The organism is Pseudomonas sp. CFSAN084952, assembly GCF_009648855.1.
In the GTDB taxonomy this organism is placed as follows: domain Bacteria; phylum Pseudomonadota; class Gammaproteobacteria; order Pseudomonadales; family Pseudomonadaceae; genus Aquipseudomonas; species Aquipseudomonas paracarnis.
Window position 1 is genome coordinate 5068148 of sequence record NZ_CP045767.1, and the last position, 16510, is coordinate 5084657.

A 16510-nucleotide genomic window follows, 5' to 3' on the forward strand; every position below is an offset into this window, starting at 1 on the left:
CTGCGATAGCGGTGGGCCAGCCAACGTTGAGGTGGCTGACACTCTGCTATCGCAGGCAAGCCAGCTCCCACACTTTGATGAAGTGCTCACACCTATCGTTTAATCGCCCTGCGCAATTTCCCGGGCTGGATCGGTAATCCACTCACTCCACGACCCCGCATACAACTTGCCCAACGGGTACCCCGCCAGGCTCAACGCAAACAGGTTATGGCACGCCGTCACCCCAGACCCGCAATACGCCACCAGCTCCTGAGCCGGGCGCCCTTGCAACTGCGCGGCAAAGCGTTGCTTGAGCTGATCAGCCGGCAAGAAACGACCATCACTGCCCAGGTTTTCACTGAACGCCGCACATTGCGCACCAGGGATATGCCCGGCAATCGGATCGATGGGCTCCACTTCGCCACGAAAGCGCGGCTGGGCGCGGGCGTCGATCAAGGTCAGGCCAGGTTGGCCCAGGCGTTTTTGCAGGTGTTCGGCATCCAGCAACAGACGATTATCCGGCGTACCGTCGAAGATACCTGGCGCAACCACAGGCGCGTCCAGGCTCAAGGGGAAACCGGCGGCATGCCAGGCCTTGAGGCCACCATCCAGAATAAACACGCCATCACGCTTGCCCAGCCAGGCCAGCAGCCACCAGGCACGGGCGGCGTAGGCACCGGGGCCGTCGTCATACAGCACCACATCGGTGTCGGCACTGATGCCCCAGGCCCGCAGTTGCCTGGCGAACGTGTCCGCCGCCGGCAAAGGATGACGACCGGTCACGCCCTTGGTCACCGGGCCGCTCAGGTGGCGCTCAAGGTCGGCGTATTGCGCGCCCTCGATATGCCCTTCGGCGTAACTGCACAAGCCGTAGTCCGGGTCTTCCAGGGCAAAGCGGCAATCCAGGATCACCCACCCGCTCGACTGTTGGCGCTCGGCCAATTGCGGGGGGCTGATCAGTTGGGCAAGCGGCATGACTGACTCCTGTGCATACAAAGGGGAAAGGTCTTACTTCACTTCTTCCAGTGCCTGATTCAACGGCACGTAAAACTCTTTGAACAAGGCATCCACCGCCTCTTTAGCCTGTGGCGTAACGAACCCCGCCTCCAGCACCAGCACCTGGTACACCCCGCGCTTGATCGCCTCGGCGCTCAGGTGGGTGGATTTTTCATTGGTGGTACACAAAAAACGCACCCACGAGGTAAGGATGATCCACGCATTCAGGGTCAGGGCTTCGGTTTGCACCGGGTCCATATTGAGAATGCCGGCATCGACAAAGCCTTGGTAGATCGCGCCGCCCTGGATCAGGCAACGCTGGGAAAACCGCCGGTAGCCAGTCGCCAGTTCCGGGTCGCTCTCCAGCAGGTGTTCGAGGTCGCGGTGCAGGAAGCGATAACGCCACATGCCGGCCAATACGGCTTGCAGATAAAAGCGTTTATCCTCCACCACCATCGTGCGTCCCTGTGGTGGGCGCAGGAAACTGTCTACCAGCGCTTCATATTCGCGGAACAGCACGGCGATGATCGCCTGCTTGTTAGGGAAGTGGTAGTACAAGTTGCCCGGGGAAATTTCCATGTGGGCGGCAATGTGGTTGGTACTGACACTGCGCTCGCCCTGCTGGTTAAAAAGCTCCAGGCTGGTTTGCACAATGCGCTCGCTGGTCTTTACTCGTGGTGCCATAGGGGATCAGCTTCTATACACGGGATGGGGCATCTTACGGCCTAACCCGGCCAGGATAAATCTGGATGTTACTGCAATGTTATTTGACAATTTAGAGCAATGACTCTAAAAATCCAGGCAGACCAATAACAATCGGTGCCGCGCCATGTCTGCCAACGTTGCCTACCTGCAAGATTCCCAGGCGCTGGATCAGCTCCAGAACCTGTTCAACGCCCAACGCCGCGCCTTCGTCGCCAACCCGATGCCGCCGGCCGGGCAGCGCCAGCAATGGCTCAAGGCTTTGCGGGATCTGCTGAGCGACGAACGCCAGGCGCTGATCTATGCGATCAGCCAGGATTTCAGCCATCGCAGCGCCGACGAAACCCTGTTTGCCGAATTGATGCCTAGCCTGCATGGCATTCACTACGCGAGCAAACACCTCAAGGGCTGGATGAAACCTTCCCGCCGCGCTGTAGGCATTGCCTTCCAGCCCGCCTCAGCCAAAGTCATTTACCAGCCACTGGGCGTCGTCGGCGTCATCGTGCCGTGGAACTACCCGCTTTACCTGGCCATCGGCCCGCTGGTTGGGGCATTGGCGGCCGGTAACCGAGTGATGCTCAAGCTCAGCGAGTCCACGCCGGCCACCGGTGAGCTGCTCAAGGCGTTGCTGGCCAAGATCTTCCCCGAGGACCTGGTGTGCGTCGTGCTGGGCGAAGCTGACGTGGGCATGGCGTTTTCCAAGTTGCGCTTCGATCACCTGCTGTTCACCGGCGCTACCAGCATAGGCAAGCACGTGATGCGTGCGGCGGCCGAAAACCTCACGCCGGTGACTCTGGAGCTAGGCGGCAAATCGCCAGCCATTGTCTCGGCCGATGTGCCACTCAAGGACGCCGCCGAACGCATCGCCTTCGGCAAAACCTTGAACGCCGGGCAAACCTGCGTGGCGCCAGATTATGTGCTAGTACCCGAAGATCGCGTGGAAGGCTTTGTCGAGGCCTATTCCAAAGCCGTGCGCGGGTTTTATCCGACGCTGGTCGACAACCCGGACTACACCGCCATCATCAACGAACGCCAACTGGCCCGGCTCAATGCCTACGCCAAGGACGCCACCGACAAAGGCGCCACCTTGATCCCGCTGTACGAGCAGGGCCAGGCGCGGCGAATGGTCCACAGCCTGCTGTTGAATGTCAGCGACGACATGACCGTGATGCAGGACGAAATCTTCGGCCCGCTCCTGCCCATCGTGCCGTATCGCGGCCTTGACCAAGCCTTTGCCTACATCAACCAGCGACCTCGCCCACTGGCCTTGTATTACTTCGGCTACAACAAAGGCGAACAAGCGCGGGTGCTCCACGAAACCCACTCCGGTGGCGTGTGCCTGAACGATACCTTGCTGCACGTCGCTCAGGACGATATGCCGTTCGGTGGCATCGGCCCGTCAGGCATGGGCCATTACCACGGTCACGAAGGTTTCCTGACGTTCAGCAAGGCCAAGGGTGTGCTGGTCAAACAGCGCCTGAACGCAGCGAAGTTGATCTACCCGCCTTATGGCAAGTCGATCCAGAAGCTGATCCAGAAGCTGTTTATCCGCTGATAACCGCCACCTTCGGGACTATAAAAACAATGAACCCCAGCCTGACTGATTCACCCGCGCTGTCACGGCGCGGCGTCTTGAAAATCGGCCTGTGTGCCAGCGCCTTCCTCGCCACCGCCGGGTTGGGCGCCAGCCTCAGCGGTTGCTCCAGCAGTACGCCGGCCAGCGGCTTTGCGATGTTGCGCACCAGCGACTTGCCATTCTTGCGGGCGGTAATCCCGGTGCTGCTGGAAGGCGCGGCCAGTGCCGAACAAGTGCTTGCCGGTATTGAGGGCACCCTGAAAAAGCTCGATTACAGCCTGCAGCACTTGTCCCCCGAGATGTTCAAGCTCACCCAGCAATTATTCGACGTACTGGGCATGGGCATTACCCGCGGCCCGCTGACCGGTATCTGGGGCAGTTGGGAAAACGCCAGCAGCGAACAGATCCGCAATTTCCTGCACCGCTGGGAAAACAGTTACCTGAACCTTTTGCGCATGGGCCAGGGCTCGTTGCTCAAGCTAGTGATCATGGCCTGGTACTTCCGGCCCGAGTCCTGGGCCCATTGCGGCTACCCCGGCCCGCCCAAGATCTAGCCTGGGCCATCCCCCAAGATTGCATCTTCCTACAAGAATAAGAGAGCACACCTATGCCCGTACCCGATCTGTTCCGCGACGGCCTGGCCCGTGGCTGGAAAACCCACAATGGCGCCGCCCTGGATAACGACCTGACCCTGGAAGCGGATGTCGCCATCATCGGCAGCGGCGCCGGGGGCGGTACCACGGCTGAAATCCTCAGCGCCGCCGGCTACAAAGTGTTGCTGATCGAAGAAGGCCCGCTCAAGACCAGTAGTGATTTCAAACTGCTGGAAGACGAAGCCTACGCCAGCCTTTACCAGGAAGGCATCGGGCGGATGAGTAAGGACGGCGCTATCACCATCCTGCAGGGCCGGGCTGTGGGCGGTACCACCTTGATCAACTGGACCTCCAGCTTTCGCACCCCTGACGCTACCCTCGCGCATTGGGCCAGCGAATATGCGGTCAAAGGCCACAGCAGCGCCGAAATGGCGCCCTGGTTCGAAAAAATGGAGCAGCGCCTGGGCATCGCGCCGTGGGCGCTGCCGCCGAATGCCAACAACGATGTGATCCGCAAAGGCTGCGAAAAGCTCGGCTACAGCTGGCATGTGATCCCGCGCAATGTGCGCGGTTGCTTCAACCTGGGGTATTGCGGCATGGGCTGCCCGGTCAACGCCAAGCAGTCAATGCTGGTGACCACCATCCCGTCCACTCTGGAAAAAGGTGGCGAACTGCTTTACCTGGCCCGCGCCGAACGGCTGAAATACAGCGGCGACACCATCAGCAGCCTCGAATGCGTGGCCATGGACGAACGCTGCGTAGCGCCCACCGGGCGCAAGATCAGCGTGAAAGCCAAGCACTATGTGCTGGCGGGCGGCGGCATCAACAGCCCGGCCCTGCTGATGCGCTCCGACGCGCCCGACCCACACTCGCGGCTGGGCAAGCGCACCTTCCTGCACCTGGTCAACTTCTCCGCCGGGCTGTTCGACGAGGTGATCAACCCCTTCTACGGTGCGCCGCAATCCATCTACTCCGACCATTTCCAATGGCAGGACGGCACTACCGGAAAAATGTCCTACAAACTGGAAGCACCGCCCCTGCATCCAGGCCTGGCGAGCACCCTGTTTGGTGGCTATGGCAACCAGAACGCCCTGGACATGAACCAATTACCCCACACACACGCCATGCTCGCCCTGCTGCGCGACGGCTTTCACCCCGACAGCCCAGGCGGCACGGTGGAGTTACGCGGTGACGGCACCCCAGTGCTCGACTATCAGGTCTCGCCCTACGCCTGGGACGGCCTGCGCCGGGCCTTCCACAGCATGGCCGAGATTCAGTTCGCGGCGGGGGCCAAATCGGTCAAGCCCCTGCATCACGACGCGCGCTTTGTGAACAACTTGGCCGAAGCCCGCAGCGTGATCGACGGTCTGAACCTGGAACTGCATCGCACCACCCTGGGCAGCGCCCACGTGATGGGCGGTTGCGCCATGGGTGAAGACCCAAAAAATGCCGTTGCCGACAGCCTGGGTCGCCATCATCAGTTGCGCAACCTGTCGATCCACGATGGCTCGCTGTTCCCCACCAGCATTGGCGCCAACCCGCAATTGTCGGTGTACGGACTGACCGCGCAACTGGCGAGCGCATTGGCCGAACGTCTGAAAACGGCATGAAAAGACAGGGTATTCACGGTATCTATCTACATAAGTCGACTTGGCCCACCGGTAATGCTGCGATACCATCCGGTTCCCCAACGGACTCCGCCAGGACGACGCGATGAACCGAGTGTTGTACCCAGGTACCTTCGACCCGATTACCAAAGGCCATGGCGATCTGGTCGAACGCGCCTCTCGCCTGTTCGACCATGTGATCATCGCGGTCGCGGCCAGCCCCAAGAAAAACCCGCTGTTTCCCCTGGAACAACGTGTGGAGCTGGCGCAAGAGGTCACCAAGCACCTGCCGAATGTGGAAGTAGTGGGCTTTTCGACATTGCTGGCGCATTTCGCCAAGGAGCAGAACGCCAATGTGTTCCTGCGTGGCCTGCGTGCGGTGTCGGACTTCGAATACGAATTCCAGCTGGCCAACATGAACCGCCAATTGGCGCCGGACGTGGAAAGCCTGTTCCTGACGCCGTCGGAGCGTTATTCGTTCATTTCCTCGACGTTGGTTCGTGAAATCGCCGCTTTGGGCGGAGATATCACCAAGTTCGTGCATCCAGCGGTGGCCGATGCGCTGACGCTGCGCTTCAAGAAGTAAGGCTGCTCGGTCGGTGCCTGCTCGCACTGCGGGCGCCAATGCGGCACAATTGCGCGCATTAGTTTTCAGATGCCTTGGCAGAGTGCCCTGGCAGGAGTTTCCATGTCCCTGATCATCACCGACGATTGCATCAACTGCGACGTCTGCGAACCCGAGTGCCCGAACGCCGCCATTTCCCAGGGCGAAGAGATCTACGTGATCGACCCTAACCTGTGCACCCAGTGCGTCGGTCACTACGACGAACCGCAGTGCCAGCAGGTATGCCCGGTGGATTGCATTCCGCTGGACGAGGCACACCCTGAGACGGAAGAGCAGTTGATGGAGAAGTACCGCAAGATTACCGGTAAGGCCTAAGCCTCTTCATTGCCCGTAAGGGCCTCATCGCAGGCAAGCCAGCTCCCACACTTGGATATATGAATACATTCAAATGTGGGAGCTGGCTTGCCTGCGATAGCAATATCAGCCTTCACCCAGCAATCAGCTCTGACACCTGGGGCAAAACACACTCGCCCGCTGCCCCAGCACCACATTGCGCAGCTCAGTGCCGCAGACCTTGCATGCCTCGCCGCCCCGGCCATACACGAACAGTTCCTGCTGGAAATACCCCGGCTGCCCATCGCCGCCGATAAAGTCCCGCAACGTGGTGCCGCCCCGCTCGATGGCAGCAGCCAGCACCCGCTTGATTTCAATCGCCAGCTTCAGATAACGCCCGCGTGAAATACCCCCGGCGGCGCGGCGTGGGTCAATCCCAGCTGCAAACAGCGCCTCGGTCGCATAGATATTGCCCACGCCCACCACCACCGCGTTGTCCATGATGAACGGCTTCACCGCCATGGACTTACCGCGAGACAGCTGGAACAAGCGCTCGCCATCAAACAGGTCGGTCAACGGCTCCGGCCCCAGCCGCATCAGCAGCTCATGGTTGTGCGGGTCGTGGCTCCAGAGCATCGCACCGAAGCGCCGCGGGTCGGTGTAGCGCAGGGCCATGCCCGATTCCAGCTCGATATCCACGTGCTCATGCTTGGCCGCGGGCATGCCGACTTCCACCAGGCGCAAGTTGCCCGACATGCCCAGGTGGCTGATCAAGGTGCCCACTTCGGCATTGATCAACAGGTATTTGGCCCGGCGCTCCACCAGCACGATGCGCTGCCCTGACAGGCGCACATCCAGGTCTTCCGGAATCGGCCAGCGCAGGCGCCGCTCACGCACCACCACGCGGCTGACGCGCTGGCCTTCCAGATGCGGGGCAATGCCGCGTCGGGTGGTTTCGACTTCTGGTAACTCGGGCATATGTACCTCTTGAATGACGGGTCAGTGCGCGCCCAGTTCGCGGATCGACAACTTCAGGCTCTCGAAGTCGTAGTCCGACAGGCCCACGTAATCCAGCACCAGATGGCCGATGGCGTTCCACTCATGATCCACTGGCTGATTGCCCAGTACGCGATAGGACGAACAGATATGCTCGGCCATCTTCAAAATGGCCAGCAGGTTCTTGAGCTGTGGGTTGCGCGACGTCTCATCGCTGAAAATCGCCAGGGCGTTATGGTGATTGGCGATGGCGTCGGTGACATGCTCCGGCAGGCGCCAGGACTTGGCGGTGTAGTAGCCGACTACCGCATGGTTGGTGTGGAACGCTTTGTTTTCGGTGTCGACCACGCGGCAATCCGGGGCGGCATTGGCGTATGCATCTTCCAGCACCGCCATGTAATTGGGGAAGCGCTTGAGCATCAGCGGCACGCCACAATCATGGAACAGGCCCAAGGCATAGGCTTCGTCCACGGCCTGGGAACCGGTGCGCTTGGCCAGGGTGAGGCAGGTCATGGCCACATCCTGGGCGGTGTCCCAGAAGCGGTTGAGGGTGACGATGGTGTCGTCGCACATCTCACCCTTGATCGACTGCGCGTTGATCAAATTGATGATCGAACGGCTGCCCAGCAGGTTCACCGCACGCTGGATCGAAGCGATTTTGTTGCTCAGGCCGTAATACGGCGAATTGACGATCTTGAGCAGTGCACCGGACAAGCCCGGGTCCTGGGAGATCAGCCGCGCAATCACTTCCAGGTCCGGATCGGGCATGTACTGCTCCATCTGCAAATCCACCATGATTTGCGGTTGAGGCGGCACGCTGATGCCTTGCAGGGCCTGTTGGATCTGCTCGGGGGAAAGCTCTTGGGACATAAGTACACACTCTGGGCTAGGCGCGAATTCTACCCCTTATGCCGATGTGGCCGACACCCAAAAACCCAAGTGAAACCCGATCGAATGTGGGAGCTGGCTTGCCTGCGATAGCATCACCACCGTACGTCTGATACACCGCGCCGCCCGCATCGCAGGCAAGCCAGCTCCCACATGAAAGAGTGCGCAAAGGGTATACTCCCGCTCTTTTTTCCGGAGCGACGTCATGTCCCTGCCAAGCCTGCGTCTCAAAGCCAACGCCGATCGTCGTTTGCGCAACGGCCACCTGTGGGTCTACAGCAACGAAATCGACGTGGCCGCCACCCCACTCCACGGCTTCCAGGCAGGCGACCAGGCTATCCTGGAAGCGGCCGGCGGCAAGACCCTGGGCATCGTGGCCATGAGCCCGAACAACCTGATCTGCGCCCGCCTGCTGTCGCGCGACATCAAGTTGCCGCTGGACAAGTCGCTGCTGGTGCACCGCCTCAACGTCGCGCTGTCCCTGCGTGACCGCCTGTTCGACAAGCCGTTCTACCGCCTGGTCTACGGTGATTCCGACCTGCTGCCGGGCCTGGTGGTCGACCGTTTCGGCGACATCCTGGTGGTACAGATCGCCTCGGCGACCATGGAAGCGCATAAAGAAGATGTGATCGCCGCGCTGACCCAAGTGCTCAAGCCCAGCGGCATCCTGTTCAAGAACGACTCCGCCGCGCGCGACGCCGAAGGCCTCAACCGCTACGTCGAAACCGTATTCGGCCTGGTGCCGGAGTGGGTGGCGCTGGAAGAGAACGGCGTCAAGTTCGAAGCCCCGGTGATCCAGGGCCAGAAAACCGGCTGGTTCTACGACCACCGCATGAACCGCGCCCGCCTGGCCCCGTATGCCAAGGGCAAGCGTGTACTGGACCTGTACAGCTACATCGGCGGCTGGGGCGTGCAAGCTGCAGCCTTTGGCGCCAGTGAAGTGTTCTGCGTCGACGCTTCGGCCTTCGCCCTCGACGGCGTAGAGCGCAACGCCGCGCTGAACGGCTTTGCCGAGAAGATGACCTGCATCGAAGGCGACGTCTTTGAGGCGTTGAAAGAACTGAAAGCCAGCGAAGAGCGCTTCGACGTGATCGTCGCCGACCCACCGGCCTTCATCAAGCGCAAAAAAGACATGAAAAACGGCGAAGGCGCCTACCGCCGCCTCAACGAGCAAGCCATGCGCCTGCTCAGCAAAGACGGCATCCTCGTCAGCGCCTCGTGCTCCATGCACCTGCCGGAAGACGACCTGCAAAACATCCTGCTCACCAGCGCCCGCCATCTGGACCGCAACATCCAGATGCTCGAACGCGGCGGCCAAGGCCCGGACCACCCGGTGCACCCGGCGATTGTCGAGACGCGCTACATCAAGAGCATTACCTGCCGGTTGCTACCCAATAGCTGATGCTGTTCCCCTGTAGGGACTTGCGGGTTCCTACAGGCTTTTAGGAAATGTCGTACTGCCCCAGGCTTTGACTTTCCGTAGCGCAGACTCGATCCTCGCCCCTCTCATGGAACCGAGGCTCGCGCATGTCGAAGGCAATTACACAGGCTGAAAAACCGCTCTTGGTTTTCTGGCTGATGACCATGACTTTGCTGGGCGTCTTCCCCCTTGACGTCGTACTGCCCTCCTTTCCCGCCCTGGCTGAACACTTCCATACCTCGACCACCCATATCGCTCGATCCGTCAGCCTGTTCGCCATTGGATTTTCCTGCTCAATGCTGCTGATCGGCCCGCTGTCCGACAGAATCGGTCGCAAGAAGCTACTCCTGGCCAGTATGGTAGTAGCCATCCTGGGTGCAGTCGGGTGTCTGGCCGCCAGAAACACGCCCCAATTCCTGTTCTTTCGAGTCATTCAGGCCATAGGCTGCGGTGGTTTCATACTGTCCCAAGCGCTGGTGCAGGACCTTTTTTTCGGCAGGGAACAGGAGCGGTTGCGCATAGCAATGGCCATGGCCGGAGGCATTTTCATCTCGATTTCCCCAGTGCTGGGCGCATGGCTGCAATTGCACTGGGGATGGAAAGCCAGCTTCTACGCGTTTATCGCCCTCTGTGCTGCAACGTGGATTATGGCTCACCGATTACTGCATGGCGGCTTCCCTCCAACCGCGCCAAGCGAGCGGGGTATTTTCAGGGCCTACGCCAAGGTTTTCGCCAACAGACATTTCGCCAGCTACGCCACGATCTCCGCGATCACCTTCGCCTGTCATTTCTCATTCATCGTTGTGTCACCGCTCATTTTCATGGACCAGTTAAAGCTGTCACCCCATGAGTACTCATTGACCTTGCTTCTCTACGGCGCCGCCTACGTAGTGGGAGGCCTCTGTGCCGGCGTCCTGCACAAACGGCTGGCGGCGGCTACCCAGATGGCAGTCGGGTTGGTTCTGATCGCTATCTCTGGCGTGGTCATGCTGCTGTTGGCCTACCTGTTCGGCTTATCAACCCCGACAGTGTTGGTGCCCATGCTGCTCTGCACGGCGGGCACCACCATCACCCGGCCCATTTCCAACTCCAAGGCCATGAGCCTGTTTCCAGACAATGCGGGAGCCGCAGCTTCCGCCGTTGCGGCAGTGCTGTTCATTGCTGGCGGCTGTATCAGTGCGTTTATCAGCACCTTTACCCACCAGTTGAGTACTGCGCTTGGCTTGTGTTTTCTGATCCTGAGCCTTGCCGCCCTTGCGTTGAACTCATGGGCACGGCGGCACCCGCACGTCCTGTAGCGGCTAACTTCAAGGTTGCGCCCATTCCCTCCAGCCGCCAGCGGTGTAGAATCGGCCCTATTCATCGCCAGTCATCCCCGGCGGGTTTATGAGCTCGAGGCCCAAGCACGCGGCGATCCCGCGACGCGAGTGGCAACTTCCGGACACACGGCCATTTTCTGAGTGTTCCAGTCGTCAATTAGAAGCTCACTCCCCTTTAGTACTTGATTAGCCGCCCGGAGTGCTCCAATGCCTGATTACCGCTCGAAAACATCCACCCACGGCCGCAACATGGCCGGCGCGCGCGCACTGTGGCGTGCCACGGGGATGAAAGATGACGACTTCAAGAAGCCGATCATCGCGATTGCCAACTCGTTCACCCAGTTCGTGCCGGGCCATGTCCATCTCAAGGACCTGGGCCAACTGGTCGCCCGCGAGATCGAACGCGCCGGTGGCGTGGCTAAAGAATTCAACACCATCGCCGTGGACGACGGCATCGCCATGGGCCATGACGGCATGCTGTATTCCCTGCCGAGCCGCGAGATCATCGCTGACTCCGTGGAGTACATGGTCAACGCCCACTGCGCCGACGCCATTGTGTGCATCTCCAACTGCGACAAGATCACCCCCGGCATGTTGATGGCTGCCTTGCGCCTGAACATCCCGGTGATCTTCGTCTCCGGCGGGCCGATGGAAGCCGGCAAGACCAAACTCGCCTCCCACGGCCTCGACCTCGTCGACGCCATGGTAATCGCCGCCGATTCCAGCGCTTCTGACGAGAAGGTCGCCGAATACGAGCGCAGCGCCTGCCCGACCTGCGGTTCGTGCTCCGGCATGTTCACCGCCAACTCGATGAACTGCCTGGTGGAAGCCCTGGGCCTCGCCTTGCCGGGCAACGGTTCCACATTGGCCACTCACAGCGACCGCGAGCAGTTGTTCCTGCAGGCCGGCCGTACCATCGTCGAGCTGTGCAAGCGCTACTACGGCGAGAACGATGAGTCGGTGTTGCCGCGCAATATCGCCAACTTCAAGGCGTTCGAAAACGCCATGACCCTGGACATCGCCATGGGCGGTTCCACCAACACCATTCTGCATTTGCTGGCTGCCGCCCAGGAAGCCGAGATCGACTTTGACCTGCGCGACATCGACCGCCTGTCCCGTCACGTGCCACAGCTGTGCAAGGTCGCGCCGAACATCCAGAAGTACCACATGGAAGACGTGCACCGCGCCGGCGGGATCTTCTCGATCCTCGGCTCCCTGGCCCGTGGCGGCCTGCTGCACACCGACCTGCCAACCGTGCACAGCAAGTCCATCGCCGAAGGCATCGCCAAATGGGACATCACCCAGACTGACGACGAAGCCGTGCACACCTTCTTCAAGGCCGGCCCGGCCGGTATCCCCACCCAGACCGCGTTCAGCCAGTCGACCCGCTGGGACACCCTGGACGACGACCGTGAAAACGGCTGCATCCGAAGTGTCGAGCACGCCTACTCGCAAGAAGGCGGCCTGGCCGTGCTGTACGGCAACATCGCCCTCGACGGCTGTGTGGTGAAAACGGCAGGTGTGGATGAATCCATCCACGTTTTCGAAGGCCGCGCCAAGATCTACGAAAGCCAGGACAGCTCGGTACGCGGCATCCTCGCGGACGAAGTCAAGGAAGGCGACATCGTGATCATCCGCTACGAAGGCCCTAAAGGCGGCCCGGGTATGCAGGAGATGCTTTACCCCACGTCCTATCTGAAATCCAAAGGCCTGGGCAAAGCCTGCGCCCTGCTGACCGACGGCCGTTTCTCCGGCGGCACGTCGGGCCTGTCCATCGGCCACGCTTCCCCGGAAGCCGCTGCCGGTGGCGCGATTGGCCTGGTGCAGGATGGCGACAAGGTGCTGATCGACATTCCGAACCGCTCGATCAACCTGTTGATCAGCGATGAAGAACTGGCAGCACGCCGGGTTGAGCAGGACAAGAAAGGCTGGAAGCCGGTGGAGAAGCGCCCGCGCAAAGTCACCACCGCGTTGAAGGCCTACGCGTTGTTGGCCACCAGCGCCGACAAGGGTGCGGTGCGCAACAAAGCCATGCTCGACGGCCTGTAAGCCCCGCGCATAAAAAAGCCCCGCCAGGTGCGGGGCTTTTTTTGTCTGCAGAAAAACCCCAAGACATTGGAGATCAAATGCGGGAGCTGGCTTGCCTGCGATTGCATCACCTCGGAGTACATGAAGTACCGAGGTGTCTGCATCGCAGGCAAGCCAGCTCCCACAGTGACTGCACTTCGACTTAAGGCTCTTTACTGAATCTCCTCCGGTTTCACGATCACCCAGTTCTTGTCCGCCGTCACCGGCAGCCCTTCCTTGGCTTGCGCCGCCGCGTGCTTGGCGATCATGCCGTTGAGTTGGGTCATGTACTTGTCTTTGCGGTTGATCCACAGGTGGATGCCGCCCTTGGCCACGTCCACATCGTGGAACAGCATGTAGCCATCGCTGGTCGGTGTGTCACCGCCGACAATCACTGGTTTTTTCCATTCGTCGATGTAGGTGAGGATCGCCGCGTGCTTACCGGCCATCCAGGTCGCCGGGGTCCACAGGTAGGGAGTCAGTTCCAGGCCGAGGTTGCTATTCTCGTCATACTTGCCGGCAGTGATCTGTTTGCGTGCGGTGGTCAGCTCGCCGGTCTTGCGGTCCTTGAGCATCGTGGTCACGCCGATGACGTTCTCGGGTTTGACGTTGTAGCCGTACTTCGGATCAGCCGCGACCATGCGCACCAGTTCCTCGGACGCGGCGGTCATCACATAGACCTCGATGCCGTTTTCCATCAGTTTGTTGTACAGCTCGGCCTGGCCGGTGAAGACTTTCGGCGGCTGTACCTCGGATTTTTTCACCACGTCGCCTTCGAAATAGCTGACCGGCACGGGCTTGCCGGAGGCCATCAGTTCGTCGACCTGCACTTTGAGTTCCTTGAGGGTGAAGCCGGAAAAAATCTGCGCAACCCACGGGTAGCAGACCATGTCGTCGACTTCGCACAGGCGATAGTAGTAGCTGAACAGACTTTCCTTATGGTCGGCGGTGTCTTTGAAGGGGATAAGCTTGAGCGAAGGGTCCATGGTTTCGCGGGTGATCAGGCCCTTGTTTTCCATGAACGGCAGCAGCGACTCTTCAAGGTCATAGCGGTAGCTGGTGTTGTCCATGTCGAACACCGCGTAGTTACCCTTGTTGGCATTGGCGGCGATCATTTCGTTGAGTTGTTTGGCGGCAGGTGCCGGCCAGTGTTTCAACTCGGTGGCGGCAAACGCCTGGCTGGCGAGCCCGAGGCAAAAGGCGGCGGATACCAATAGTTTCGGCGCGAGCTTCATAGGCGTTGTCTCCCTCAAGTGAAAGACATCGACGCTAACAAATCCGTATGACAGTTATCGCCCGAGCGCGACCGCTGACGTCGCGATTGCGCCAAGGGCATACGCCTGGGCGTCAAACGCTTATTCCAAAAACGACAGTCGCCATTCCATATTGGTATTAAATCAATATATTTCAAGCTGTTAGGCTTCCCGGTTCGCAATCGCAGGCTCACGCGATTGGCTGCCTTCTCAACGGAGCTTCAATGAATCTGCCCCTGATTCTCAATTTATTGGTGTTCGTGGCCCTGTTGCTGGGCCTGGCACAAACTCGCCGTACTAACTGGAGCCTGGCCAAGAAGGTGCTGTTCGCCCTGGTGCTGGGCGTGCTGTTCGGCGCGGCGTTGCACACGATCTATGGCGACGGCAACCCGGTGCTCAAAGCCTCCATCGGCTGGTTTGACCTGGTCGGCAACGGCTATGTGCAGCTGCTGCAAATGATCGTGATCCCGCTGGTGTTCGCCTCGATCCTCAGTGCCGTGGCGCGCCTGCACAACGCCTCGTCCCTGGGCAAGATCAGCTTCCTGACCATCGGCACGCTGCTGTTCACCACGGCCATCGCGGCGCTGATCGGCATCGGCCTGACCAACCTGTTCGGCCTCACCGCCGAAGGCCTGGTGGCCGGCACCCAGGAAATGGCGCGCCTGCAAGTGATCCAGAGTGATTACGCTGGCAAGGTTGCCGACCTGAATATCCCGCAGTTGCTGCTGTCGTTCGTGCCGGCCAACCCGTTCGCCGACCTGGCCCGGGCCAAGCCGACGTCGATCATCAGCGTGGTGATTTTCGCCGCATTCCTTGGAGTTGCCGCGCTGCAACTGCTCAAGGACGACGTGGAAAAAGGCCAGAAAGTCCTTAACGCCATCGACACCCTGCAAGCCTGGGTGATGCGCCTGGTGCGCCTGGTGATGAAGCTGACCCCCTACGGCGTGCTGGCGCTGATGACCAAAGTGGTCGCCGGTTCCAACCTGCAAGACATCATCAAGCTGGGCAGTTTCGTGGTGGTGTCGTACCTGGCCCTGGGCCTGATGTTCGTGGTGCACGGCCTGCTGCTGTCCCTGGCCGGGATCAACCCGCTGCGCTTCTTCCGCAAGGTGTGGCCGGTACTGACCTTTGCCTTTACCAGCCGCTCCAGCGCTGCAAGCATCCCGCTGAGCATTGAAGCGCAGACCCGTCGCCTGGGCATTCCGCAATCCATCGCCGGTTTCGCCGCCTCGTTTGGCGCGACCATCGGCCAGAACGGCTGCGCCGGTCTTTACCCTGCGATGTTGGCGGTGATGGTCGCGCCGACCGTGGGCATCAACCCGCTGGACCCGCTGTGGATCGCAACCCTGGTGGCGATTGTGACCTTGAGTTCGGCGGGCGTTGCCGGCGTAGGCGGCGGTGCGACCTTTGCCGCGCTGATCGTGCTGCCCGCCATGGGCTTGCCGGTGTCACTGGTGGCGCTGTTGATTTCCGTGGAACCGCTGATCGACATGGGCCGCACGGCGTTGAACGTCAATGGTTCGATGACGGCGGGGGCGATTACCAGCCAGATCATGGGGCAGACGGATAAGGCCTTGCTGGATGCCGATGAGCATGCCGAGTTAGCGCAGGTCTGATAGACCGCTATAGCAGGCAAGCCAGCTCCCACATTTGAATGTATTCACACATCAAACTGTGGGCGCTGGCTTGCCTGCGATGCTTTTAGGCTTTTTCCCACACTTCGAAGTTGTAGGCCGGCTTATCACCTTCAGCCGGATTCTCGACATTCGACACCAGCTTCCACTGGTTCATATCAAACTCTGGAAACCACGCATCCCCTTCCGGGCTCAGCGCCACGCGGGTCAGGTACAAGCGATCGGCCTGTTCCAGCCCCTGCGCATACAACTGCGCGCCGCCGATCAGCATCAGCTCGTCCACGCCTTGCGCCTTGGCCCACTCCTCAGCCCGCTCTACCGCTGCGTCCAGTGACGGAAACACTTGCGCACCTTCCAGCACAAGATCGGTCTGACGGCTGACCACCAGGTTCAAGCGCCCCGGCAGCGGTCGGCCCAGGGAGTCCCAGGTCTTGCGCCCCATGATGATCGGCTTGCCGAGCGTGGTGGCCTTGAAATATTTGAAATCCCCCGGCAAATGCCAGGGCATGCTGTTGTCGACGCCGATCACACGGTTTTCACCGAGGGCTGCGATCAGGCTTAAAGGGAGTGTTTTTTTCATGG

General features: G+C 60.4%; 15 protein-coding genes. 9 read left to right on the forward strand and 6 right to left on the reverse strand.

What is annotated here, in order from left to right; genetic code table 11:
* Positions 1-99: 99 nt before the first annotated feature.
* Complete coding sequence (locus tag GH769_RS23170) at positions 100-954, reverse strand: sulfurtransferase (RefSeq protein ID WP_032902272.1); 855 nt, start codon at positions 952-954, stop codon at positions 100-102.
* Between the two features lie 33 nt (positions 955-987).
* Positions 988-1659 (reverse strand): TetR/AcrR family transcriptional regulator, encoded by a 672-nt coding sequence (locus GH769_RS23175; RefSeq protein WP_005792294.1) that lies wholly within the window; start codon positions 1657-1659, stop codon positions 988-990.
* Positions 1660-1804: 145 nt separating this feature from the next.
* Here GH769_RS23175 and GH769_RS23180 point away from each other — a divergent pair, with 145 nt between their 5' ends.
* The 5 genes from GH769_RS23180 to GH769_RS23200 all read left to right on the forward strand — a co-directional run bounded on the left by GH769_RS23180 (position 1805) and on the right by GH769_RS23200 (position 6393).
* On the forward strand, positions 1805-3232 hold the full coding sequence (locus tag GH769_RS23180; protein ID WP_019817763.1) for a coniferyl aldehyde dehydrogenase: 1428 nt from the start codon (positions 1805-1807) through the stop codon (positions 3230-3232).
* 29 nt (positions 3233-3261) lie between these two features.
* Positions 3262-3807: a hypothetical protein gene (locus GH769_RS23185; protein ID WP_020301931.1), complete on the forward strand. Its 546-nt coding sequence runs from the start codon at positions 3262-3264 to the stop codon at positions 3805-3807.
* 53 nt (positions 3808-3860) lie between these two features.
* The gene (locus GH769_RS23190; protein ID WP_014720347.1) at positions 3861-5456 is read left to right on the forward strand and encodes a GMC family oxidoreductase; all 1596 of its coding nucleotides are present in this window, start codon (positions 3861-3863) and stop codon (positions 5454-5456) included.
* A 103-nt stretch (positions 5457-5559) separates the two neighbouring features.
* A complete protein-coding gene (gene coaD / locus GH769_RS23195; RefSeq protein WP_003195136.1) occupies positions 5560-6039 on the forward strand; it encodes a pantetheine-phosphate adenylyltransferase in 480 nt (159 codons plus the stop codon).
* A gap of 102 nt (positions 6040-6141) precedes the next feature.
* Entirely contained in the window at positions 6142-6393 is a 252-nt protein-coding gene (locus tag GH769_RS23200; RefSeq protein WP_003195146.1) for a YfhL family 4Fe-4S dicluster ferredoxin, read from the forward strand.
* A 123-nt stretch (positions 6394-6516) separates the two neighbouring features.
* Here the strand turns inward: GH769_RS23200 and mutM are convergent, their stop codons facing one another.
* Together mutM and GH769_RS23210 are read right to left on the reverse strand one after the other, a co-directional pair.
* Positions 6517-7329: a bifunctional DNA-formamidopyrimidine glycosylase/DNA-(apurinic or apyrimidinic site) lyase gene (gene mutM / locus GH769_RS23205; protein ID WP_014720348.1), complete on the reverse strand. Its 813-nt coding sequence runs from the start codon at positions 7327-7329 to the stop codon at positions 6517-6519.
* Positions 7330-7350: 21 nt separating this feature from the next.
* A complete protein-coding gene (locus tag GH769_RS23210; protein ID WP_177324614.1) occupies positions 7351-8163 on the reverse strand; it encodes an HDOD domain-containing protein in 813 nt (270 codons plus the stop codon).
* Positions 8164-8440: 277 nt separating this feature from the next.
* Here GH769_RS23210 and GH769_RS23215 point away from each other — a divergent pair, with 277 nt between their 5' ends.
* The 3 genes from GH769_RS23215 (at position 8441) to ilvD (ending at position 13023) form a co-directional block, all read left to right on the forward strand.
* Entirely contained in the window at positions 8441-9637 is a 1197-nt protein-coding gene (locus tag GH769_RS23215; RefSeq protein ID WP_005792302.1) for a class I SAM-dependent rRNA methyltransferase, read from the forward strand.
* A gap of 125 nt (positions 9638-9762) precedes the next feature.
* Positions 9763-10953, forward strand: a complete 1191-nt coding sequence (locus GH769_RS23220; RefSeq protein ID WP_032902271.1) for an MFS transporter — start codon at positions 9763-9765, stop codon at positions 10951-10953.
* A gap of 228 nt (positions 10954-11181) precedes the next feature.
* Positions 11182-13023, forward strand: coding sequence for a dihydroxy-acid dehydratase (ilvD, locus tag GH769_RS23225; protein WP_003195159.1), 1842 nt, complete (start codon positions 11182-11184; stop codon positions 13021-13023).
* Between the two features lie 191 nt (positions 13024-13214).
* Here the strand turns inward: ilvD and GH769_RS23230 are convergent, their stop codons facing one another.
* Positions 13215-14276, reverse strand: a complete 1062-nt coding sequence (locus tag GH769_RS23230; RefSeq protein ID WP_032902270.1) for a hypothetical protein — start codon at positions 14274-14276, stop codon at positions 13215-13217.
* 242 nt (positions 14277-14518) lie between these two features.
* Here GH769_RS23230 and GH769_RS23235 point away from each other — a divergent pair, with 242 nt between their 5' ends.
* A complete protein-coding gene (locus tag GH769_RS23235; RefSeq protein WP_014720352.1) occupies positions 14519-15910 on the forward strand; it encodes an L-cystine transporter in 1392 nt (463 codons plus the stop codon).
* An 85-nt stretch (positions 15911-15995) separates the two neighbouring features.
* Here GH769_RS23235 and GH769_RS23240 read toward each other — a convergent pair whose 3' ends face one another.
* A complete protein-coding gene (locus GH769_RS23240; RefSeq protein ID WP_019817767.1) occupies positions 15996-16508 on the reverse strand; it encodes a dihydrofolate reductase in 513 nt (170 codons plus the stop codon).
* Positions 16509-16510: the final 2 nt, after the last annotated feature.

Bases quoted from the DNA above. Each gene is read 5' to 3' on its own strand.
- GH769_RS23170 (WP_032902272.1), bottom strand. From the start codon at position 954: ATGCCGCTTGCCCAACTGATCAGCCCCCCGCAATTGGCCGAGCGCCAA.
- GH769_RS23175 (WP_005792294.1), bottom strand. From the start codon at position 1,659: ATGGCACCACGAGTAAAGACCAGCGAGCGCATTGTGCAAACCAGCCTG.
- GH769_RS23180 (WP_019817763.1), top strand. From the start codon at position 1,805: ATGTCTGCCAACGTTGCCTACCTGCAAGATTCCCAGGCGCTGGATCAG.
- GH769_RS23185 (WP_020301931.1), top strand. From the start codon at position 3,262: ATGAACCCCAGCCTGACTGATTCACCCGCGCTGTCACGGCGCGGCGTC.
- GH769_RS23190 (WP_014720347.1), top strand. From the start codon at position 3,861: ATGCCCGTACCCGATCTGTTCCGCGACGGCCTGGCCCGTGGCTGGAAA.
- coaD (WP_003195136.1), top strand. From the start codon at position 5,560: ATGAACCGAGTGTTGTACCCAGGTACCTTCGACCCGATTACCAAAGGC.
- GH769_RS23200 (WP_003195146.1), top strand. From the start codon at position 6,142: ATGTCCCTGATCATCACCGACGATTGCATCAACTGCGACGTCTGCGAA.
- mutM (WP_014720348.1), bottom strand. From the start codon at position 7,329: ATGCCCGAGTTACCAGAAGTCGAAACCACCCGACGCGGCATTGCCCCG.
- GH769_RS23215 (WP_005792302.1), top strand. From the start codon at position 8,441: ATGTCCCTGCCAAGCCTGCGTCTCAAAGCCAACGCCGATCGTCGTTTG.
- GH769_RS23220 (WP_032902271.1), top strand. From the start codon at position 9,763: ATGTCGAAGGCAATTACACAGGCTGAAAAACCGCTCTTGGTTTTCTGG.
- ilvD (WP_003195159.1), top strand. From the start codon at position 11,182: ATGCCTGATTACCGCTCGAAAACATCCACCCACGGCCGCAACATGGCC.
- GH769_RS23230 (WP_032902270.1), bottom strand. From the start codon at position 14,276: ATGAAGCTCGCGCCGAAACTATTGGTATCCGCCGCCTTTTGCCTCGGG.
- GH769_RS23235 (WP_014720352.1), top strand. From the start codon at position 14,519: ATGAATCTGCCCCTGATTCTCAATTTATTGGTGTTCGTGGCCCTGTTG.
- GH769_RS23240 (WP_019817767.1), bottom strand. From the start codon at position 16,508: ATGAAAAAAACACTCCCTTTAAGCCTGATCGCAGCCCTCGGTGAAAAC.